This window comes from Cupriavidus pauculus (assembly GCF_022179805.1).
GTDB classification, from domain to species: domain Bacteria; phylum Pseudomonadota; class Gammaproteobacteria; order Burkholderiales; family Burkholderiaceae; genus Cupriavidus; species Cupriavidus pauculus_E.
The window spans coordinates 158113-180000 of sequence record NZ_BPUO01000002.1 but is presented as its reverse complement, the minus strand read 5'-3'; the positions used below and the strand labels follow the sequence as shown (position 1 = coordinate 180000).

The window sequence follows — 21888 nt, the reverse complement described above, 5'->3', positions numbered from 1 at the left end:
CCGCACCGGAACTGGTCATGTCCCTGAATTCGATCCTCACCAGCGACGAGGCCGGCCCGGCCGCGTCGCAAACGCATGCCACGCCGGAGGCGCCCGCAATCGCGGCGCCGGCCGCCCCGCAGCGCGACCTGTCGGTACTGGCCTGGCTGGCGCCAAGCCTGCGTACCGCGCTGGACGACGCCGCCACGGAACTTGGCCACTATGTCGACGAGATCCGGCAGACGCCGGAAGCGCTGGGCGCGCGCGACACCACGTCGCTGCGGCTGGCGGGCCAGCACCTGCACCAAGCCGCCGGCGCGGTGCATATCGTGGGCCTGCGCGGCGTGGATGCCTATTGCCAGAGCCTGCGCCGGCTGCTCGAAGCCATCGATGCCGGCACCGTCGCCGCCGATACCGCCGTGCTGGCGGTGTTCCGCACCGGCGTGCAGGCGCTGGCCGAGTACGTCGATGACCTGATGACCGGCGACGCGGAAGATCCGCTGCGCCTGTTCCAGCCCTACGCCGCCACGCTCACGCTGATGAAGGAAGAGCGCGTGCATCCGGCGGACCTGTGGCTGGAGGAATTGCAACTGCTGCCCGGCATCGTGCTGCCTACGCGTTCGACGTCGGCCGTCACGCGGGCGCGCCAGCGTTTCGAGGCCGCGCTGCTGAAGGCGCTGCGCCTGCCCACGCCCTGCACCGAGACTTCGCTGCTGCGCGAGGCGTGGCTGCCGCTGCAGTCGGCGCTGGACGACGTGCGCAATCACGAGCAGGATGCGCGCCGCACTACCGACACACCCGATCGCGGCATCTGGCACACGCTGGCCATGGTGTTCCGCGCGCAGGCCCACGGCCTGCTGCCGTCCGATTTGCTGGCCAAGCGCTTTGCCGCGCGTACCCACCTGCTGGTGCGCCAGTACCTGCAGGGGCAGGTGCGCGTGCCGCAGGCGCTGCTGAACGACGCCATCTTCCTGCTGGTCAGTACCGGCCTGACGCCGGATGGCCCCGAGGACACCACGCCGCCGGTGGTCCAGGCTGCCGTGCAGGTGCTGCGCATGGATATCGCGCGCAGCCTGCAGGCATACCGCGTGGACGCCGCGCATATCGTGGCGCGCGCCGATTACCGGCAGCGCTACTACGGCTGGCTCGATCCGATCGACACGCGCAATCTGCAGCACGCGGCCACCGCCATCGAGCGTGCGGCCACCGACGACCAGTCGGGCTGGGAACTGGCGCTGGCGTCGCTGGCCGAGGCCGCGATGCCGCTGGCGCAGCCGGCGCTGCAGCAATGCCTGACGGCCGTGGCGGCCTATGCCGGCCAGCGGCCGGTCGGCGATGCGCTGGGCCGTGGCGGCGTGGCGCTGTTCCTGTCGCGCGCGCTGGCCATGCCGTGGCGCGTGCACGGCAAGTCGGGCCATGCATCGGCGGCGGAATTCGCCGCGCGCTGCGAGACCCTGGCCGCTTGCATTGCAGACCCCAACGCCGAAGCGCCGGCCTGGCTGGCCGAGATGGTGCAGACCGCCGGCGCCCAGGCGCAGCGTGCTGAAGCCGTTGCCCAGGTGCGCGCGCAACTGGACAGCGGGGAGTCGTGGCTCGATACCTATGACCGCAATGCCGCGCGTCCCGACGCCGGCAACGCGCTGGACGATGCCGCGCAGGCATTCGGTGGGCTGCTGGCCACGATCGAACGCATCCACGGCAGCGCCGCGCTGCCCGAGGGCATCGACGCAGAGAGCGAAGCGGCCCTGGCGGCCGTGCGCTCGGTGCTGGAACGGCTGGGCGTGCTGCGCGAGACGGCCGATCACACGGCCCGTATCGACCAGCTTTCCGATATCGCCGCCGAGCTTGGCGCGGTGCATGCGTTTGCCGACCTGCTCGAATTCGGCCGCAAGCAGAACGATGCCGCTGGCGATGATCCGTTCGCCCCGCATGCGCAAAAGCGGGACTCCGCGCCGCAAGGCGTGCTGGGCGCGGCGCGCGTAGCTGCGATGGATGCCATTCGCGTGGCGGCGCATGCCGACTCGCCCGAGATCCAGCGCCTGCGTACCGCGCTGCAGGCCGTGTCCGACCAGGCCGCCATCGACGACGATGCCGCGCTGCGCCGCCAGGCCAGCGAGGCCACCACGCAACTGCACGCCTGGCTGGCCGGCAGCGAATCGGCCGCCGAGCGCATGGTCGTGGCCCTGGCCGACCCGCTGCCGGCGGTTGCCGCGCCGGCTGCCACCGCGCCGTCGGCTGCGCCGATGCCGTCGGACGCTGCCGCGATCGACGCCGAACTGCTTGAGATCTTCCTGTCCGAAGCCGAAGAGGTGCTGGGCAATATCGCCGCCGACGTGTCCGGCGGGCTGGACACCTTGCGCGATGCCGACGTGCTGAGCCGCATGCGTCGCGGCTTCCATACGCTCAAGGGATCGAGCCGCATGGTCGGCCTGAATCGCTACGGCGAGGCCGCGTGGGCTATCGAACAGGTGATGAACCTGTGGATTGCCGAGGCGCGCGAGCCGGTGCCCGAATTGCCGGCACTGCTGCTGCAAGCGCACGACCTGCTGCGTGAATGGGCGCTGGCCCTGCGCGACGATCCGCTGACGCTGCGCGAGATCGCGCCGCTGGTCGAGGCCGCGCATGCGCTGCGCGAACCGGGCGGCGTGTCGACTGCCGGCGAGCCGGATTCGCTCGACGCGCTGCTGGCGCAGATGTCGGCGCCGCGGGCGCCGGTGGACACCATCAGCACCACGTCGGTCGAACCGGTCTCGCTGCCGGAAGCGGCCGATACCGATGCCGAGGTGGCCGCCGAGGGCAACGTGCTGCCGTTCCGCCTGTCCGGCGGGCTGGCCGACGAGGACGAGGGCTACAAGGTCATTGGCCCGGTCCGTATCGGGCTGGCGCTGTACAACGTCTACCTGCAGGAAGCCGACGACCTGCTGCGGCAGTTCGCCACGGACCTGTCGGAGTGGAAGCACGAGAATCACCCGTGCCCGAGCGAGCTGGCGCTGCGCGTGGCCCATACGCTGCAGGGCAGTGCGTCGACGGTGGGCCTGGAGCCCGTGCGCGACATCGCCGAGGCGCTGGAGCACCTGCTGCTGTTGCTGGGGCGCCATCCCGTGGTCATGCATCCGGCGGATTTCCGCCTGCTGGACATGGCTGTCGAGCGCCTGCGCGGCATGTTGCACCAGTTCGCGGCCGGTATCTGGCCGGATGCCGATCCGTCGCTGTGCCGCGACCTGAACGACTTTGGCGAACGCGCGCTGGTACGTCCGCGCGCCGCGCTTCCGGCTGCGCAGTCGACCGGCCAGGAAGGCTCGGTCTCGCAACTGTTCGGCCAGACCCAGCCGCTGCCGGAGATCGACGCGGACGCCCAGGCGCCGCAGGCGGAACTGCCGCCGGTGAAGCTCACGCCGATCACGTCGCTGCCGCCGGTATCGGTGCCGACCACGCCAGTGCTGACGCCGGTCACACCGATGCACGACGCGGTGGTGATCTCGCTGCCGACGGCATCGCGCCACGATTCGATCGCGGTGGCGCACGTCACGCCCGATTCGCCTGACACGCTGTCGCAGGAAGAGACGTCGACCGACGCGTCGTCGCTGGACCCGGCACTGGTCGAGATCTTCCTGGAAGAAGCCCATGGCGCGTTGCCCGATCTTGGCAAGCAGCTTCGCACCTGGGAATCCGCGCCCGACGATGCGCAGCATGGCGGCCTGATCCTGCGCGGCCTGCACACGCTGAAGGGTAGCGCACGCATGGCCGGCGCGATGGCGCTGGGCCAAGCGGCGCACGAAATGGAAACGCTGCTGGAAGCCAGCGTGCGCGGCCAGCGCGTATCGCCGGACCTGTTCGGCAAGCTGTACGCGTGGTACGACCGCATCCTGGCGCACGTGGACGCGCTGCAGAACGGCCGCCTGCTGCCAGTGGACGATGCCGACGTGGTGAACGGCCGCGTGGCGGCGCCCGCTGCGCAGGAAGTAGCAGTAGTGGTGCCGACGACGGCCGTGGCGGCTGTGGCGCCGGTCACGCCGGTGGCGCTGCCGACCGACGCCGAACGCCAGCGCGCACTGGTGCGCGTGCAGGCGCGTACGCTGGACACGCTGATCAACGACGCGGGCGAAGTCAGTGCCACGCGCGCGCGGCTGGACAGCGAGCTTGAGGCGCTACGCAGCTACCTGGGCGAACTGAACGACAACGTCGCGCGTCTGCGCATGCAGCTGCGCGAGATCGAAATCCAGGCCGAAACGCAGATGGCGTCGCGTATCGCCGATCAGCAGCACAACCAGGAATTCGATCCGCTGGAATTCGACCGCTTCACGCGATTCCAGGAACTGACGCGCATGATGGCCGAGTCGGTGAACGACGTGGCCACCGTGGAGCAGAACCTGCAGCGCGGCTTCGACCGCGCGTCGGGTGACCTGGCGGCGCAGGCGCGGCTGACGCGTGGCCTGCAGCGCGGCCTGATGCAGGCGCGCATGGTGCAGTTCGATGCGTTGGCCGAGCGGCTGTATCGCGTGGCACGCCAGTCGGCCACGGAGACCGGCAAGGAAGTGCGCCTGCTGATCAAGGGCGGTACCGTGGAAATCGACCGCTCGGTGCTGGACCGCATGGCCGGCCCGATCGAGCACTTGATCCGCAATGCCGTGGTGCACGGCATCGAATCGGCCGACGCACGCCGTGCGGCCGGCAAGTCGACGACCGGCGCGCTGACGCTGGAAGTGCAGCAGGAAGGCAACGAGGTAGTGCTGACGTTCTTCGACGACGGCGGCGGCCTGAACCTGCAGCGCATCCGCGAACGCGCGGTGGCGCGCCAGCTCATGGCGCCCGACGAGGATGCCAACGAGGCACGCCTGACCGAGATGATCTTCGCGCCGGGCTTCTCGACGGCCGATGCAGTGTCCGAACTGGCGGGCCGTGGCGTGGGCATGGACGTGGTGCGCGCAGAGACGGTGGCGCTGGGCGGCCGCATCACGCTGTCGACAGAAACGGGCCGGGGCACCAGCTTCACGGTGCACCTGCCGCTGACCACGGCCATCACGCAGGTGCTGCTGGTATCGCTGGGCGGCCGCCTGTTCGCCATGCCGAGTGGCATGATCGACCAGGTGCACCAGCTCCGCGAGAAGCCCCTGCTGGAGACCTACAACACCGGACGCTTCAGCGCGGCCGGCCTGGAGGTGCCGTTCTACTACTTCGGCGCGCTGCTGGAAGAGAGCGCCGCCATGGCATCGGGACGCAAGTATTCGCCGGTGGTGGTGGTGCGCTCGGGTGCCGAGCGCGTGGCCGTGCACGTCGACGACGTGCTGGGCAACCGCGAAGTGGTGGTGAAGCACATCGGTCCGCACCTGGCCCGTATGGAAGGCATTGCCGGCGCGACCACGCTGGGCGATGGCGAGATCGTGCTGATCTACAACCCCGTGGTGCTGGCACAGCGCTGGGTCCGCGAACGCGGCGCTCATGCGCCGGCGCTGCCCGCGCCTGGGCAGGCGGCTGGCGCGGTGGCGGAGTTCATCGATGCCGGCGCGACCGTGCCGGTGCCGGGCCTGATGACCCAGCCGACCGTGATGGTGGTGGACGACTCGCTGACCGTACGCAAGGCCAGCCAGCGCCTGCTGACGCGTGCCGGCTACCAGGTCGTACTGGCGCGCGACGGCGTGGACGCGCTGCGGCAACTGCAGGAAGTGATGCCCGATGCGATGCTCGTCGACATCGAAATGCCGAACATGGACGGCTTCGACCTGACGCGCAACGTACGCGCCGATTCGCGCACCAACCACATGCCGGTGGTCATGATCACGTCGCGCACGGCGGAAAAGCATCGCCGCTACGCAGCCGAGATCGGCGTGAACGTCTACCTGGGCAAGCCCTTCAACGAAGACGAACTGCTGCGCACGCTGCAGCAACTGGTCGGGGAAAAGGCGGCTGGCACGGCGGGGTCGGTTGCGCAGATGCTGGGTGAGGCTTGATGCCTTAACGCACCCTCGGTTTGCTCCCCTCTCCCGCATGGCGGGAGAGGGGTTGGGGGTGAGGGCGCGGCATGTCAATTCGCGACGCGTCGCAATTTGAACCTCCGGCCCTCACCCCCCGCCCCTCTCCCATTTCATGGGAGAGGGGAGCCAAACCCCCCAACACCTAAAACTCAATCCCCCCGCTGATTCACCATCCGCGCTGGCACCGACAGCGCCAGCACTGCCCCCAGCACCATGCACACGGCCAGCAGATACATGCCCGAGTCCGTGCTCTTGGTCAGGTCCTTGAGCCAACCCACCGCATAGGGGCTGATAAAGCCAGCGAGATTCCCCAGCGAGTTGATCAGCGCGATGCCGGCGGCGGCGCCCGTGCCGGCCAGGAAGGCGGTCGGCAGGCTCCAGAACAGCGGCAGCGTGGTCAGGATGCCGATCGTGGCCAGCGTCAGGGCCACCATGGCCATGGTGGTGTCGCTGTGCCACTGCACCGACAGCACCAATCCGACGGCGCCCAGCAGCGCGGGGATGGCGATGTGCCAGCGGCGTTCGCCCCGGCGGTCGGCGCTATGGGCAAACAGGATCATGCCGACTACCGCGCAGCCATACGGAATGGCGGTCAGCAGGCCCACGTCGAATGCGCCCTTGACGCCGGTCTGCTTGATGATCGTCGGCAGCCAGAAGCTCACGCCATACAGGCCCATCACGAAGCAGAAATAGATCGCGCTCATCAGCCAGACGCGCGGGCTGGAGAGCACCTGGCTGATCGGCGGGTCCTCCTTGTGCTGGTCCTCGGCCGCGATATTGCGTTCGAGCAGCGCGCGTTCGTCGGCGGTGAGCCACTTGGCGTGCGCGATGCGGTCGTCCAGGTACAGCAGCACCCAGATGCCCACCAGGATCGATGGGATGCCTTCCACCAGGAACATCCACTGCCAGCCGGCCCAGCCGTTGTGGCCGTCGAACGACTGCATGATCCAGCCGGACAGCGGCCCGCCGATCACGCCCGACAGCGCGATGGCCGTCATGAAGAACGTGGTGGTGCGCCCACGGCGGCTGGCCGGGTACCAGTAGGTCAGGTAGAGGATGATGCCCGGAAAGAAGCCGGCCTCGGCGATACCAAGCAGGAAGCGCAGCACGTAGAACATCGTCGGCGTGGTGACGAACATCATCGCCCCCGAGATCAGCCCCCACGTGATCATGATCCGCGCGATCCAGATCCGCGCACCTACCTTATGCAGGATCACGTTGCTGGGCACCTCGAACATGAAGTAGCCGATGAAGAAGATGCCGGCACCCAGGCCGTAGATGGTCTCGCTGAACTGCAGGTCGTTGAGCATCTGCAGCTTGGCAAAGCCCACGTTGACGCGGTCCAGGTAGGCCACGACGTAGCAGAGCAGCAGGAACGGGACCAGGCGCCAGGTGACCTTGCGATACGTGGCGTCTTCGAAGCCGGCGTCGTGCGCGCCGGTATTGACCGCGGTTGTCATGCGTGTCTCCTCATTGGGATGTGTTTCTTATTGTTTTGGCAAAAAAATCCAGGGGTCAGACGCAGCGCCCGCCATCCACCTCGATGCAGGTGCCGGTAATGAAGTTGGCCTCGTCCGATGCCAGGTACAGGCAGGCATTGGCCACGTCTTGCGGCGTGGACATGCGGCCCAGCGGAATCGTGGCCAGGAATTTGGCGCGGTTCTCGGGCGTGTCGGGCAGGCCCATGAACTGCTCCAGCAGGCCGGTGGCCCCGATCACCGGGTTCACGCAGTTCACGCGGATCTTGTCGGGGCCCAGTTCGGCGGCCATGGCCTTGCTGGCCACGATGACCGCGCCCTTGCTGCCGTTGTACCAGACCAGGCCGGGGCGTGGGCGGATGCCCGCCGTGGAGGCCACGTTGACGAAGTTGCCGCCGCCGCGCTGGCGGAAGTGCGGAATGAAGTGATGGGCCGACCAGTAGATGCTCTTGACGTTGACCGCGTAGACGCGGTCGAACTCTTCCTCGGTGACTTCGAGGATCGGCTTGTTGCGGTGGGTGGTACCGGCGTTGTTGACCACGCAGTGGACGTCGCCGAACGCGGCCAGCGTGGCGTCGCGCATCGCGGCCACATCGTCGCCTTGCGACACGTCGGCACGTACCGCGCCCGCCTTGCCGCCGGCGTCACGGATGGCCGAGGCCACGCGCTCGGCCGCGTCGAGGTTCAGGTCGGCCACCATCACGCTGGCGCCTTCGCGCGCAAACGTGTGTGCGATGCCTTCACCGAACCCCGAGCCGCCGCCCGTGACAACCGCTACCTTGCCAGCCAGTCTGGTCATTGCCTGTCTCCTTGGTGGAAGCCCGGCGCGGTCGCGTGCCGCACTACGGGCGGAACATCGGAAAGCTGCTTAGTGGAAGGGGCCCCTGCCGCGCAGCGCGTTGGCCACCATCATGATCGCCAGCAGGAAGGGCAGGGCGACGTAGAGGCACCAGTGGATGCGGTCGCCCAGCGTATCGCCCCATTTGCGCTTGAACACCTGCAGGCGGGGCATGCCGGACGGGTTGGTGGCGCGCTTGTGCCTGACGTGCCACGACATCCAGAAGAAGAAGATCGCGAACGCGACTGAAAGAAAGTTGATGCTACCCATGTTGAATCGCGATGGTTTTCAGAGTGGTAAATCCGTACAGGGCCTCGAAGCCCTTCTCGCGGCCATAGCCCGACTGGCCAGTGCCGCCGAATGGCAGCTCCACGCCGCCGCCGGCGCCGTAGTTGTTGATAAAGACCTGGCCCGCGCGCAGCTTGCGCGCCAGGCGCATCTGCCGGCCGCCGTCGCGCGTCCAGACGCCGGCCACCAGGCCGTACGCCGTGCCGTTGGCCAGCCGGATCGCTTCGTCCTCGCTGTCGAACGGCATCGCGGCCAGCAGCGGGCCGAATACTTCCTCCTGGGCCAGCCGGTGCGTGGGCGGCACGTCGCGGAACAGCATCGGCACCTGGTAGAAGCCTGATTCAGGCGCCTCGCCCACGATCTGGCCCTGGGCCATGACCGAGATGCCGGCGTGCTGCGCATCGGACACGAAGTCCCACACGCGCTGCTGCTGCTTGCGGCTGATCAGCGGGCCGCATTCGAGATCGAGTTCCGACGGGCCCACGCGCAGCGCCTCGAACACGCCGGACAGGCGGTCGAGCAGGGCCTCGTAGACCGGCCGCTCCACCAGCAGGCGGCTGCCCGCCGAGCAGGTCTGGCCCGCATTCTGCACGATGCCGTTGACCACCACGGGCAGCAGCGCGTCCAGGTCGGCATCGGCAAACACCACCTGGGGCGATTTGCCGCCCAGTTCCAGCGTCACCGGCACGTGGTTTTCAGAGGCCAGTTGCGACACGAGCTTGCCGGTCTGCGGCGACCCGGTGAACGAGATGTGGTTGATGCCCGGATGGCGCGCCAGCGCGGCGCCGGCCTCGTGGCCATAACCGGTGACGATGTTCAGCGCGCCTTCGGGCAGACCGGCCTCGGCCGCCAGTTCGGCCACGCGCAGGATCGACAGGCAGGCGTCCTCGGCCGGCTTGACCACGCAGGCGTTGCCGGTGGCCAGCGCCGCGCCGACGCTGCGGCCGAAGATCTGCAGCGGGTAGTTCCACGGGATGATGTGACCGGTCACGCCATGCGGCTCGCGCACGGTCAGGACCGTGTAGCCAGCCTGGTAGGGAATGGTCTCGCCGTGCAGCTTGTCGGCGGCGCCGGCGTAGAACTCGAAGTAGCGGGCCACGGCGCGCGCGTCGGCACGGGCCTGGCGCAGCGGCTTGCCGGTGTCGCGGGCTTCCAGCGCGGCCAGTTCGTCCTCGTGGTCGATCAGCTTCACGGCCAGCCGGTTCAGCAGGCGCACGCGGTCGGCCGGGTTCATCGCGCCCCATTCGCCCTCGAACGCCTGGCGGGCGGCGCGCACGGCCACGCTGATATCGGTGGTGTTGCCGCGTGCGATCTCGGCAAACGGCTGGCCGTTGGACGGGTCGAAGACCTTGATGCGCAGGCCGGAATCCGGGGCGATCAGGCGGTTGGCAACGAAATGCTGGGCATGCATGCAGGTCTCCACGGCTCCGGTTATGGAGCAAATGCTGAAATCGGGAATGCCGCATTATCGCGCACCGGGCCGGGCGCGCAAGGCATTGCGCGCCACATGGCGGTGCGGAAGTTGTCAGGCAGCGGTCAGGGCCGACCCGCTATAATGCCGGCCATCCCATTCCACAGGTATTCGGAGAACTCGCATGAGCTTCAACCTCGTCTCCCCGGGCAAGGACCTTCCCAACGATTTCAACGTCATCATCGAGATCTCCGCCCAGAGCGATCCGGTGAAGTACGAGGCCGACAAGGAAACCGGCCTGCTGTTCGTGGACCGTTTCATTGGTACCGGCATGCGCTATCCGGCCAACTACGGCTTCATTCCGCAGACGCTGTCGGGCGACGGCGACCCCGTGGACGTGCTGGTGATCACGCCGTTCCCGATCCTGGCCGGTGCCGTGGTGCGCTGCCGTGCACTGGGCATGCTGAAGATGACCGACGAGTCGGGCGTGGACGCCAAGCTCGTGGCCGTGCCGATGGACAAGCTGAGCCCCGCCACCGCCCACATCAAGGGCCTATCGGACGTGCCGCAAAACACGCTCGACCAGATCAAGCACTTCTTTGAGAACTACAAGGCACTCGAAGCAGGCAAGTGGGTCAAGGTGGAAGGCTGGGCTGGTATCGAAGAAGCCCACAAGGAAATCACCGACGGCGTGGCGAACTTCAACAAGTAAGCACGCCCCTGCCTCTGGCAGCGCGCAAGGCCCCGCCACCCCGGCGGGGTTTTTTGTTGGTGGCTTTCCAAAAATGAGTTCTGGAGGACCGATGCCTGTTCAGCAAGGCAGAGCCGTTATTCGGCCGGCCGCGTCCGCGCGCTACGACGCGCTGGCCATCGCATTTCACTGGCTGATGTTCGTGCTGGTGGCCGTGGCGTACGCGTCGATCGAACTGCGCGGTTTCGCCGACAAGGGCACGGCGGCGCGCATGGTCGTCATGGAACTGCACAAGTGGTCTGGCGCGCTGGTGCTGGTGCTGGCCGTGCCATGGCTGCTGTGGCGCCTGATGCGAGGCGCGCCGGCGCAGCAGGGGTATTCGAGGCTGGGCCGGCTGCCCGGCGCCATCATGAACGGGCTGCTCTACGTGTTCCTGTTCGCGCAGCCGATCCTCGGCATCCTGATGATGAACGCGGACGGACGGCTGCTGGAGGTGCCCGGGCTTGGCGTGAGCCTGCCGGCCTTGATCGCGCCCGACGCGGCGCTCAAGGACCTGCTGGGCGGCATCCATGAAACGGTGGGCAAGGCGTTTTACCTGATCATCGGCCTGCACGCGATGGCCGCGCTGTTCCACCACTACATGCTCAGCGACGACTCGCTGCGGCGCATCCTGCCGCGTAAGTAATCGCGCAAGCAGGTAGGCGGGTAGGTCGGGCTGCTCAGTCCGCCGTCCGCGCGAACGGGTTGCGTTCGTTCAGTTCGTCGAGATAGGCATCCATGCCCTGGCGCTCGCGCGCCAGAAAGCGCTCCACGGCATCGGCGAACGACGGATGGGCCAGCCAGTGCGCGGAGCGGGTGGCCACCGGCAGGAAGCCGCGCGCCATCTTGTGCTCGCCCTGGGCACCGCCTTCGAAGGTGCCGATGCCCTCGGCGATGCAGAATTCCAGCGGCTGGTAGTAGGCCGTCTCGAAATGCAGGCACGCGTGGTGCTCCAGTGCACCCCAGTAGCGGCCATAGAGCGTACTGACCGCCGGATCGGCATCGTAGACCAGCAGCGAGCTGGCGATGTCGCGGCCATCGCGCGTGGCAATCACGAGCATCAGGTTTTCCGGCATCGCTGCGCCAATCCGCTGGAAGAAATCCAGGTTCAGGTAGGGCGTGGAATGATGCTCGCGGTAGGTCTGCCGATAGCAGCGATTGAAAAACTTCCACGCCGCGTCGTCGATCTCCGCGCATTTGAGGCGGCGGAACGTGATGCCGGCATCGGCCACCCGCCGGCGCTCGGCGCGGATGTTCTTGCGCTTCTTCTGCGACAGCGTGGCCAGGAACGCTTCGAAGTGTTCGTAACCCGGGTTGGTCCAGTGAAACTGCACGCCGTGGCGCATCATCATGCCCGCTTCCTGCATCAGGTCGGCTTCGTGGTCCGACGGAAACAGGATGTGCAGCGACGACAACTGGCTTTCCTCGGCCAGCGCCAGCGCAAATCGCAGCAGCACCCGGCGGGCCAGTTCGTCCTCGGCCAGCAGCCGCGCGCCGCGCACGGGCGTGAACGGCACGGCAGAGAGCCACTTTGGGTAGTACTCGAGATTGTGCTGGCGATAGGCGTCGGCCCAGGCCCAGTCGAACACGTACTCGCCATACGAGTGCGACTTGGCATAGAGCGGCATGGCGGCCGCCAGGCGGTCGCGGCCCGGCCCGTTGCCGTCGGGCACCCAGAGCGTCAGGAAGCGCGGCGACCAGCCGGTGTCGTCGGTGGCGCTGCCGCTGGCATGCATGGCGTGCAGGAAGGCGTGGCGCAGGAACGGCGTGGGTTCGGCCTGCGCGGCCAGTAACGCGTCCCAGTCGGCGGCGTCGATCTCGGCGAGGTCCAGCACGATGTCCGTGCGGTAGTTGGGGCGCGATTCACTCATGGAACGGGTTGGCGTGGGTGCGGGGCGAGTCTACCGGAATTGAAATTGTGCCGCAGGCGCTGTCGCGAGGGTGGGCGCCAGTCTGCGGCAGGGCGTCGTAGAATGCGCATATCCGTTTCCCGATGCCCCTCCGTCCTCGCGGGTCCAGACATGACGCACCCTTTCCACAACCTGTATTCCCACGGCTTTGCGCGCGTGGCCGTTGGCGTGCCCGAGTGCCGCGTGGCCGATCCCGCCCACAATGCCGAACAGACCATTGCCCTGGCGCGCCAGGCCGCCGACGGCGGCGCGGTGTTGGTGGCATTTCCGGAGCTTGGCCTGCCGGCCTATACCTGCGATGACCTGTTCCACCAGCGCGCGCTGCTGCGCGAATGCGAACTGGCGCTGCAGTCCATCGTCGAGGCTTCGGCCGGCATTCGCGCCGCGCTGATTGTCGGCATGCCGGTGCTGGTGGAACACCAGTTGTTCAACTGCGCGGTGGTGGTGGCCAATGGCGTGGTACAGGGCGTGGTGCCCAAGACCTACCTGCCGAACTACTGGGAGTTCTACGAAGCACGCCAGTTCAGCGGCGGCGATTGCGCGGTGGTGGACACGGTGTCGCTGCTGGGCGCCGAGGTGCCGTTTGGCGCCAACCTGCTGTTCGAAATCGAGAACATCCCGTTCTTCCGCTTCCATGCCGAAATCTGCGAGGACGTGTGGGTGCCCATTCCGCCGTCGTCGTTCGCGGCGCTGGCCGGCGCCACGGTGCTGGTGAACCTGTCGGCATCGAATATCGTGGTCGGCAAGTCGGGCTACCGGCACCAGCTGGTGTCGCAGCAGTCGGCGCGCTGCCTGGCAGCCTACCTGTACACCTCGGCCGGCAAGGGCGAATCGACGACCGACCTGGCCTGGGACGGCCAGGCGCTGATCTATGAAAACGGCGAACTGCTGGGGGAATCGGAGCGGTTTGCCGATACCTCGCACCTGCTGTTCGCCGATGTCGACCTGGAGCGCCTGTCGCGGGAACGCATGCACCAGACGTCGTTCGGCCAGTCGGTGAGCCGCCATCGTGACGAAGTGGAGAAATTCGACGTGGTCTCGTTCCGCATGGAACTGCCCACGTCGCAGGCGCTGCCGCTGGACCGCAAGGTCGAGCGCTTTCCGTACGTGCCGGCCGACCCGCGCCGCCGCGACGAACGCTGCATGGAGGTCTACAACATCCAGGTGCAGGCGCTGGTGCAGCGGCTGTCGTCGAGCCGGATCCAGAAGGTGGTGATCGGCGTGTCGGGCGGGCTCGATTCCACCCACGCGCTGCTGGTGTGCGCCAAGGCCATGGATCGCCTGGGCCTGCCGCGCGCGAATATCCTGGCCTACACCATGCCGGGCTTTGCCACCAGCGACCGCACGCTGAAGCAGGCGCGCGAGCTGATGCAGTCCGTGGGTTGCACGGCGCGCGAGATCGACATCCGGCCGAGCTGCATGGCGATGCTCAAGGACCTGGATCACCCGTACTCGCGCGGCGAGCCGGTCTATGACGTGACTTTCGAGAACGTGCAGGCCGGCGAGCGCACCAACCACCTGTTCCGGCTGGCCAACCACAACGCCGCGATCGTGATTGGCACCGGCGATCTGAGCGAACTGGCGCTGGGCTGGTGCACCTACGGGGTGGGCGACCACATGTCGCACTACAACGTCAACGCCAGCGTGCCCAAGACACTGATCAGCCACCTGGTGCGCTGGGTGGCCGAAACTTCCCAGATCGGCCAGGGCGGCGAGGATGTGCTGATGGCGGTGCTGGATACCGATATCAGCCCCGAACTGGTGCCAAGCGGCGGCGCCGGCGACGCCCAGGACCAGGCGCCGGGCCAGAAGACCGAGCAGGTCATCGGGCCGTACGAACTGCAGGATTTCAATCTGTACTACACGCTGCGGTATGGCTACGCGCCGTCCAAGGTGGCATTCCTGGCGCTGCACGCCTGGGGCGACGTGGCGCGTGGCGCCTGGCCGAACGGCCCGCATGTGGCCCGCAACAGCTATCAACTGCCGGAAATCAAGCGGATCCTCGGCATATTCGTCGACCGGTTCTTCCGCACGAGCCAGTTCAAGCGGTCGTGCGTGCCGAATGCGCCAAAGGTGGGCTCGGGCGGGTCGCTGTCGCCGCGTGGCGACTGGCGCGCGCCCAGCGATGGGGAGTCGGCAGTCTGGGTGCGCGACTTGGCCCGGATTCCCGACGAAGCGGGCTGATTGGCACGCCGATTGCTGGCAATGTGGGCATTGCCGCAATCGGCATGTGGTGTTTCGGGCTAGAATCTGTCATCTTCCGACACCTTTAGAGACAGAGGCCAACCATGAAGCAGATTACCGCCATCATCAAACCGTTCAAGCTCGACGAAGTGCGCGAAGCACTGGCCGACGTAGGCGTGACCGGTCTGACGGTGACCGAGGTGAAGGGGTTTGGCCGCCAGAAGGGTCATACCGAGCTGTACCGCGGCGCCGAGTATGTGGTCGACTTCCTGCCGAAGATCAAGATCGAGGTGGTAGTGGCCGAGAACCAACTGGACACCGTGCTTGATTCCATCGTCAAGGCCGCCCACACGGGCAAGATCGGCGATGGCAAGATCTTCGTGACCGAGATCGAACGCGTGATCCGCATTCGTACCGGCGAGCAGGACGAAGCGGCGGTTTGATTGAATTTGCAGAAACAAGAAAGGCCGGCATTTGCCGGCCTTTCTTGTTTCTGGCGGGGGGGCTCCCGCTCTCGGTTTGCACCCCTCTCCCGCACGGCGGGAGAGGGGTGCGCATAACCAACGATTTCGCTTCGGGTTTCGCTTGGTTTTTCTAACTCGGCAACTTCCACCCATACCGCACCGACAGCAACCGCATCGCAATCGTCACCAGCGCGCCCGACAATAATGCCACCTCCTGGTCCGCGCGCAGCCACGTCAGCCCCACGTACACCCAGCAGCCCACGAACGAGCACGTCGCATAGGGCGACCTGTCCCGCAGGATCATCGGCACTTCATTGCAGAGCACGTCGCGCAGCACGCCGCCGAACACGGCGGAGATGATGCCCATCATCACGGCCACGGTCGGGGTCATCTGGGCCACCAGGGCCAGCGAGGTGCCGGTGACCGAGAACAGGCCAAGGCCAATGGCGTCGGCCACCAGCATGGTGCGGTTCGAGGCCACGGAGCTGACCACGCGGAACACGATGGCCGCGCCAATCGACATCGCAAAGATCAGCAGCACGTAGTACTCGTGCTCGACCCAGTAGAACGGCCGGCGGTCCAGCAGCACGTCGCGCACAGTGCCGCCGCCGAACGCGGTGGCGAAGGCGACGACGAACGTGCCCACGGCGTCCAGGCGCTGCTTGCGGGCATCGACCACGCCCGACACGGCAAACGCCAGTACCCCGGTGATCTCCATGACATGGAGGATCAGGGGCAGCCGCCCCATCAGCAGATCGAACGGCAGGTGAATGTGCATAGGGGGCGTCAGGGGCGGGGCTGGCGCAACAGGACCATCAGGGCGCCCGCGCCGCCTTGCGACTCGCGGGCCTGGACGAAAGCGATCACTTCCTCTTTCTGCACGAGCCAGCTGCGGACCTTGCCCTTGAGGACGGGCAGCTTGTCCGGCGAGCCGATGCCCTTGCCGTGGATCACGCGCACGCAGCGCACGCCGTTGCGCACCGAGCGGCGCAGGAAGTTGGCCAGTGCCTCGCGCGCTTCGTCGCTGCGCAAGCCGTGCAGGTCCACCTTGTCCTGCGGCACCCATTCGCCCCGGCGCAGTTTCTTGATCACATCCTCGCCAATGCCAGGCCGCCGGAACGACATGGTTTCGTCGATGTCGAGCAGGTTTTCCACGTCGAACTCGTCGGACAGGGATGCCTCAAGCACCGCCTTGTCGTTGAGCTGGGATTGCACCGGGATCGGCTCGGGTGTCTTGACGGGATGCTGCACGCGGTTGCGGTCGCGCAGGGAACTGACCGTGCCGATACTGGACCGGAAGACATTGGCTTCTTCCTCGGCGCGCTTTGCGGCGGCCTCGGCGGCCACACGCTCGGCTTCGCGCCGTTCGGCATCGGCTTTCAGGTCGTTGCGCAGCCCGGCCAGATCGTGCAGGCCGAATCGCTTGGGTGGGGTTTTGGCGCCGTCCGGCATGGCAGAAGTCTCAAATAACACTCGGCACCGATTATAAGGAAATCGGGGACGGCCGCTGCAAGGCGGGCGTCCCCGAAGGTCTGGTGCCAGTGCCGGCCCTTGGCCGGCTCAAGGTGCGATTACTTCAGCGCCTCGACGTAGCGCTGCGCGTCGAGCGCGGCCATGCAGCCCGTGCCGGCGCTGGTGATGGCCTGGCGGTAGACGTGGTCCTGCACGTCGCCGGCGGCGAACACGCCCGGGATGTTGGTGGCCGTGGCGTCGCCCGACAGGCCGCTCTTGGTGACGATATAGCCGTTCTTCATCTCGAGCTGGTCGACGAACAGGTCGGTGTTCGGCTTGTGGCCGATAGCCACGAACAGGCCGGAAACCTTCAGGTCCTCGGTCTTCGACGTATCCTTGGTGCTACGCACGCGCAGGCCGGTCACGCCGGACTGGTCGCCCAGCACTTCATCGAGCGTATGGTCGTAGCGCAGTTCGATGCGGCCTTCCTTGACGCGCTGGAGCAGGCGGTCCACCAGGATCGGCTCGGCGCGGAACTTGTCGCGGCGATGGATCACGGTCACCTTGCTGGCGATATGCGAAAGGTACAGCGCTTCTTCCACGGCCGTGTTGCCGCCGCCGATCACGGCCACTTCCTGGTTCTTGTAGAAGAAGCCGTCGCACGTGGCGCAGGCCGATACGCCGCGGCCCATGAAGCTTTCTTCCGACGGCAGGCCCAGGTACTGGGCCGAGGCGCCGGTGGCGATGATCAGCGCGTCGCAGGTGTACTCGCCGCTGTCGCCGATCAGGCGGATCGGCTTTTCGGTCAGCTTGGCCGTATGGATGTGATCGAAGATGATTTCGGTGTTGAAACGCTCGGCGTGCGCCAGGAAACGCTGCATCAAGTCCGGGCCCTGGACGCCGTTAGCGTCAGCGGGCCAGTTTTCCACGTCGGTCGTGGTCATCAGCTGGCCGCCCTGGGCCAGGCCGGTGATCAGCACCGGGTTCAGGTTGGCGCGGGCCGCGTAGACGGCGGCGGTGTAGCCGGCCGGGCCGGAACCGAGAATCAGCACTTTTGCGTGTTTTGCGGACATGATGCGTTCCTGTAGACAGCAAGTGAGCCGGTGCGGCAGTCGCCCCGGTGTCACTCGAAACCAGCATTATATGTGGCACGGCGTTTGCCGACTGTTGCAAATTCCAATGGAGGCGATAGGGCCGGCCAAGGTTAAAATGGCCGCCATCGTCCACTTCGCACGATCGAACAGACCCTGACGCATGGCTCGCGCAACCACGACTACCCGGACCGACCCGTCGGCACTTCCATCGCGCATCGGCAAGCTGCTTGGCGAGGTGCGCTGGTTCCTGCTGCTTGCCGTGACGCTCGGCTTCCTGTGCGTGCTGGCCAGCTACAGCAAGGCCGACCCCGGCTGGTCGCATGCCAGCCAGGTGTCCGATATCCGCAACCTCGGGGGCCGCGTGGGCGCCTGGGTGGCGGACATCCTGTTCTTCATCTTCGGTTTCTCGGCCTACTGGTGGAGCGTGCTGCTGCTGCGCCGCTGCTGGCGCGGCTGGCGGGTGCTGACCGCCGAACTGCCCGAGCGCTTGCCCGAGGCCCAGCACGGCACCGTGGTGAGCTGGATCGGCTTTGCGCTGACGCTGGTGTCGAGCATGGGCCTGGAGGCCATCCGCATGTACCCGCTGCGCGCCGCGTTGCCGCGCGCCCCCGGCGGGGTGCTGGGCGACCTGCTGGGCGGCTGGCTGCAACTGGCGCTGGGTTTCTCGGGCGCCACGCTGCTGCTGTTGCTGATGTTCGCCATCGGCCTTTCGCTGTTCTTCCATTTCTCGTGGCTGTCCGTGGCCGAGCACGTGGGCGGCTTCGTCGAGACGCTGTTCGCCGGGTTCAAGGCGCGCCGCGAAAAGAAGCAGGACCGCATCATCGGCGCGGCCGCCAAGGTGGAGCGCACCGAAACCGTCGAAGTGCAGCGCGTGAAGCAGGAAGAGGCGGCGCCGGTACAGATCGTGCGCCCGCAGGCCGTGCCCAAGCATGAGCGCGTGGAGCGCGAGAAGCAGCAGCCGCTGTTTGCCGATATCCAGGATTCAGACCTCCCGCCGCTGTCGCTGCTCGACGCCGTGCCGGCCCACCAGGAAACCGTCAGCGCCGAAACGCTGGAATACACGTCGCGCCTGATCGAGAAGAAGCTCAAGGACTTTGGCGTGGAGGTCAAGGTGGTGGCCGCCTATCCGGGCCCCGTGATCACGCGCTACGAGATCGAGCCGGCCACGGGCGTGAAGGGCAGCCAGGTGGTGAACCTGGCACGCGACCTGGCGCGCAGCCTGTCGCTGGTGTCGATCCGCGTGGTGGAGACGATTCCGGGCAAGAACTACATGGGCTTGGAACTGCCGAATCCGAAGCGCCAGACCGTGCGTCTGGCCGAGATCCTGGGTTCGCACGTCTACAACGAGAGCGCGTCGAGCCTGACCATGGCGCTGGGCAAGGACATTGCCGGCAAGCCGATGGTGGCCGACCTGGCCAAGATGCCGCACTGCATGGTGGCCGGTACCACGGGTTCGGGCAAGTCGGTGGGCATCAACGCGATGATCCTGTCGCTGCTGTACAAGGCCAAGGCAGACCAGGTACGCCTGATCCTGATCGATCCGAAGATGCTGGAAATGAGCGTCTACGAGGGCATTCCGCACCTGCTGTGCCCCGTGGTGACCGACATGCGCCAGGCCGGCAACGCGCTGAACTGGGCCGTGGGCGAGATGGAACGCCGCTACAAGCTCATGAGCAAGGTGGGCGTGCGTAACCTGGCCGGCTACAACAAGAAGATCGACGAGGCGGCGGCCAGGGAAGAGAAGATTCCGAACCCGTTCAGCCTGACGCCCGACGCGCCCGAGCCGCTGGAAAGGCTGCCGGTGATCGTGATCGTGATCGACGAACTGGCCGACCTGATGATGGTGGTGGGCAAGAAGGTCGAGGAACTGATAGCCCGGATCGCCCAGAAGGCGCGCGCCGCCGGCCTGCACCTGGTGCTGGCCACGCAGCGGCCGTCGGTCGACGTGATCACCGGGCTGATCAAGGCCAACGTGCCCACGCGCATCGCGTTCCAGGTCAGCAGCAAGATCGATTCGCGGACCATCCTGGACCAGCAGGGTGCCGAGGCGCTGCTGGGCATGGGCGACATGCTCTACCTGGCGCCCGGTACCGGCATGCCGGTGCGGGTGCACGGCGCCTTCGTCTCTGACGACGAAGTGCATCGCGTAGTCGAAAAGCTCAAGGAAAGCGGCGGGGCCAACTACATCGAGGGCATTCTCGAAGGTGGCCTGGTCGATGGCGATGGCGCGGGCGACAGCCTGGGCGGTGGCGCGGGCATTGGCGGGGGCGGCGGCGAGGCCGATCCGCTGTACGACCAGGCCGTGGAAGTGGTGATCAAGAACCGCCGCGCATCGATCTCGCTCGTGCAGCGCCATCTGCGCATCGGCTACAACCGCGCTGCGCGGCTGCTGGAGGACATGGAGAAGGCCGGCCTGGTCTCCGCCATGTCGGGCAACGGCAACCGCGACATCCTGGTGCCGGCCGGCAGCAGCGCCACCAGCGACGACTGAGCCGCGCGCCGGGTTTGCCATCCGCAACGGCCAAAGTGACGCGTAATATACTGTTACGCCGGTCACAGCCTGTCGCGGAATTCGGCCAGACCGGGCGCGCTCTAACCGGACACTAGTCAATTCGTGAGGATGGAATCCATGCGACACCGCATTCTCGCGCCGTTGTGCGCGACGCTGGCGCTACTGGCCGCCATGCCCGCCGCGCACGCCGCGGCCACCGACCAGCTGCAGAGCTTTGTCACCAGCGTGAAGAGCGCGCGCGGCGAGTTCACGCAGAAGCAGATCAAGGGGCAGGGCGCCGACGCCAAGACGGCCGGCACGTCGAGCGGCATCTTTGCGTTCTCGCGCCCCGGCAAATTCACGTGGCGCTATACCAAGCCGTACGACCAGCTGCTGCAGGCCGACGGCCAGACGCTGTACATCTACGACAAGGACCTGAACCAGGTGACCGAGCGCAAGCTCGACAACGCACTGGGTTCGAGCCCGGCCGCCATCCTGTTCGGTAGCAACGACCTGTCGAAGAATTTCGACGTGAAGAACGGCGCCACGCGCGATGGGGTGGAATGGCTGGAGCTGACGCCGAAATCAAAGGATACGCAGTTCGAACGTATCGGCATCGGCTTCAAGAGCGGTAACCTGGAGGCGATGGAATTGCGCGACGCGTTCGGCAACACCACGATGCTGACGTTCACGGGCATCCAGAAGAACCCGTCGCTGCCGGCGGACGCCTTCCGGTTCACGGTGCCCAAGGGCGCCGACGTGATGAAGCAATGAGGAAGCAGTAAGACAAAGCCGCTCAAGGACAGCCATGAAAGACGCCCCCGCCTTGCTTCATCTCGCTGGCCTGCGCCAGGTTTCCCGGCTCGCCGCTCCCGGCGGCGCGCTGGTCGCGGCGCTGGTGCTGTCTGCCTGCGCGAGCACCCATGCCAGCAAATTCGATGTCGACGCTTTCCTGCGCGGCTCGGACACGGCACTGCCCGAGGTGCTGGGCAACACGGACTTCCTGAAGGCCACGCGTATCGCGCAGAACGATTGCGCCGCGCTGCTGCAGTCGCCGCACAGCGGCGTGCTGGAAGACCTGCCAGCCAGCAATACGGCGCGCGGCCCGGCCTGGGTGCTGCATCCCAAGGCCACGCCGGACAAGGTCTGGCTGATCATCGGCCAGGCCGGCGGCGAGCGTAGCTGCCACGGTCCACTGCCCGCTGACGCGATGAAGGCGCTGACGGATCGAGCCAAAGGCTGACGAAATCCCATAAAAAAACCCCGCGTAATGCGGGGTTTTTTGCAAGCGGCTACGAAGTGGCCAGGGATTCGCGCGCGTAGCGCTGGCGCGGCTTGGGCAGCGCCTGCAGTTTCTCGCGACGGATGCGGATCGCTTCCTCGTCGCCACGCTTGATGGCGGAGCGCAGTTTCAACACCGCCTTCTTGTACTGCTTTTTCTTGCGCATGCGGGTGGTGATGGCCATGGCAGTCGTGTCCTCCAGGAGACTCCGGCAGGGTCGCCGGCTGCCAGCCATGGTACGGCGCACGCCGCGTCACGGCGCCCGCATTCGAAAGAATTCAGATCGGCGCGCAAAGCCGCTCATTGTGGCGGCGC

The 21888-nt window shown here is 66.8% G+C and carries 17 protein-coding genes; 8 read left to right on the top strand and 9 right to left on the bottom strand.

Annotated elements, in window-relative coordinates; all coding sequences use genetic code 11:
- Positions 1 to 17: 17 nt before the first annotated feature.
- Positions 18 to 5927, top strand: a complete 5910-nt coding sequence (locus tag MFF62_RS04440) for an Hpt domain-containing protein (protein ID WP_238260609.1) — start codon at positions 18 to 20, stop codon at positions 5925 to 5927.
- A gap of 173 nt (positions 5928 to 6100) precedes the next feature.
- On the opposite strand, the gene MFF62_RS04435 is transcribed toward MFF62_RS04440, so the two are convergent.
- The 4 genes from MFF62_RS04435 to MFF62_RS04420 all read right to left on the bottom strand — a co-directional run bounded on the left by MFF62_RS04435 (position 6101) and on the right by MFF62_RS04420 (position 9966).
- On the bottom strand, positions 6101 to 7411 hold the full coding sequence (locus MFF62_RS04435; RefSeq protein ID WP_238260608.1) for an MFS transporter: 1311 nt from the start codon (positions 7409 to 7411) through the stop codon (positions 6101 to 6103).
- A 55-nt stretch (positions 7412 to 7466) separates the two neighbouring features.
- Positions 7467 to 8228: an SDR family oxidoreductase gene (locus tag MFF62_RS04430; protein ID WP_238260606.1), complete on the bottom strand. Its 762-nt coding sequence runs from the start codon at positions 8226 to 8228 to the stop codon at positions 7467 to 7469.
- Between the two features lie 69 nt (positions 8229 to 8297).
- Positions 8298 to 8537: a hypothetical protein gene (locus MFF62_RS04425; protein ID WP_238260605.1), complete on the bottom strand. Its 240-nt coding sequence runs from the start codon at positions 8535 to 8537 to the stop codon at positions 8298 to 8300.
- Entirely contained in the window at positions 8530 to 9966 is a 1437-nt protein-coding gene (locus MFF62_RS04420) for an aldehyde dehydrogenase family protein (RefSeq protein ID WP_238260604.1), read from the bottom strand. Before MFF62_RS04420 ends, MFF62_RS04425 begins: the two co-directional genes overlap by 8 nt.
- A gap of 184 nt (positions 9967 to 10150) precedes the next feature.
- Between MFF62_RS04420 and ppa the strand changes: the two genes are divergently transcribed.
- Positions 10151 to 10678 carry an inorganic diphosphatase gene (gene ppa, locus MFF62_RS04415; RefSeq protein WP_238260603.1) on the top strand — a complete coding sequence of 176 codons (528 nt, stop codon included), beginning with the start codon at positions 10151 to 10153 and terminating at the stop codon, positions 10676 to 10678.
- Between the two features lie 91 nt (positions 10679 to 10769).
- The gene (locus MFF62_RS04410; protein WP_238260601.1) at positions 10770 to 11342 is read left to right on the top strand and encodes a cytochrome b; all 573 of its coding nucleotides are present in this window, start codon (positions 10770 to 10772) and stop codon (positions 11340 to 11342) included.
- Positions 11343 to 11376: 34 nt separating this feature from the next.
- Here the strand turns inward: MFF62_RS04410 and MFF62_RS04405 are convergent, their stop codons facing one another.
- On the bottom strand, positions 11377 to 12567 hold the full coding sequence (locus MFF62_RS04405; protein ID WP_238260599.1) for a GNAT family N-acetyltransferase: 1191 nt from the start codon (positions 12565 to 12567) through the stop codon (positions 11377 to 11379).
- A gap of 150 nt (positions 12568 to 12717) precedes the next feature.
- Between MFF62_RS04405 and MFF62_RS04400 the strand changes: the two genes are divergently transcribed.
- Together MFF62_RS04400 and glnK are read left to right on the top strand one after the other, a co-directional pair.
- The gene (locus tag MFF62_RS04400; protein WP_238260597.1) at positions 12718 to 14790 is read left to right on the top strand and encodes an NAD(+) synthase; all 2073 of its coding nucleotides are present in this window, start codon (positions 12718 to 12720) and stop codon (positions 14788 to 14790) included.
- A gap of 104 nt (positions 14791 to 14894) precedes the next feature.
- The gene (gene glnK / locus MFF62_RS04395) at positions 14895 to 15233 is read left to right on the top strand and encodes a P-II family nitrogen regulator (protein ID WP_061957551.1); all 339 of its coding nucleotides are present in this window, start codon (positions 14895 to 14897) and stop codon (positions 15231 to 15233) included.
- A gap of 151 nt (positions 15234 to 15384) precedes the next feature.
- Here the strand turns inward: glnK and MFF62_RS04390 are convergent, their stop codons facing one another.
- From MFF62_RS04390 to trxB, 3 genes are all read right to left on the bottom strand, one after another.
- Complete coding sequence (locus MFF62_RS04390; RefSeq protein WP_404990613.1) at positions 15385 to 16032, bottom strand: trimeric intracellular cation channel family protein; 648 nt, start codon at positions 16030 to 16032, stop codon at positions 15385 to 15387.
- Positions 16033 to 16040: 8 nt separating this feature from the next.
- A complete protein-coding gene (locus tag MFF62_RS04385) occupies positions 16041 to 16706 on the bottom strand; it encodes a Smr/MutS family protein (protein WP_238260595.1) in 666 nt (221 codons plus the stop codon).
- 119 nt (positions 16707 to 16825) lie between these two features.
- Positions 16826 to 17779, bottom strand: coding sequence for a thioredoxin-disulfide reductase (trxB, locus tag MFF62_RS04380; RefSeq protein WP_238260593.1), 954 nt, complete (start codon positions 17777 to 17779; stop codon positions 16826 to 16828).
- 181 nt (positions 17780 to 17960) lie between these two features.
- Here trxB and MFF62_RS04375 point away from each other — a divergent pair, with 181 nt between their 5' ends.
- From MFF62_RS04375 to MFF62_RS04365, 3 genes are all read left to right on the top strand, one after another.
- Positions 17961 to 20291 (top strand): DNA translocase FtsK, encoded by a 2331-nt coding sequence (locus MFF62_RS04375; protein WP_238260591.1) that lies wholly within the window; start codon positions 17961 to 17963, stop codon positions 20289 to 20291.
- A gap of 138 nt (positions 20292 to 20429) precedes the next feature.
- Positions 20430 to 21065, top strand: a complete 636-nt coding sequence (gene lolA / locus MFF62_RS04370) for an outer membrane lipoprotein chaperone LolA (RefSeq protein WP_238260589.1) — start codon at positions 20430 to 20432, stop codon at positions 21063 to 21065.
- A gap of 34 nt (positions 21066 to 21099) precedes the next feature.
- Positions 21100 to 21534, top strand: coding sequence for a hypothetical protein (locus MFF62_RS04365; RefSeq protein ID WP_238260587.1), 435 nt, complete (start codon positions 21100 to 21102; stop codon positions 21532 to 21534).
- A gap of 49 nt (positions 21535 to 21583) precedes the next feature.
- Here MFF62_RS04365 and MFF62_RS04360 read toward each other — a convergent pair whose 3' ends face one another.
- Positions 21584 to 21757, bottom strand: a complete 174-nt coding sequence (locus MFF62_RS04360) for a hypothetical protein (RefSeq protein WP_238260585.1) — start codon at positions 21755 to 21757, stop codon at positions 21584 to 21586.
- Between the last annotated feature and the right edge of the window lie 131 nt (positions 21758 to 21888).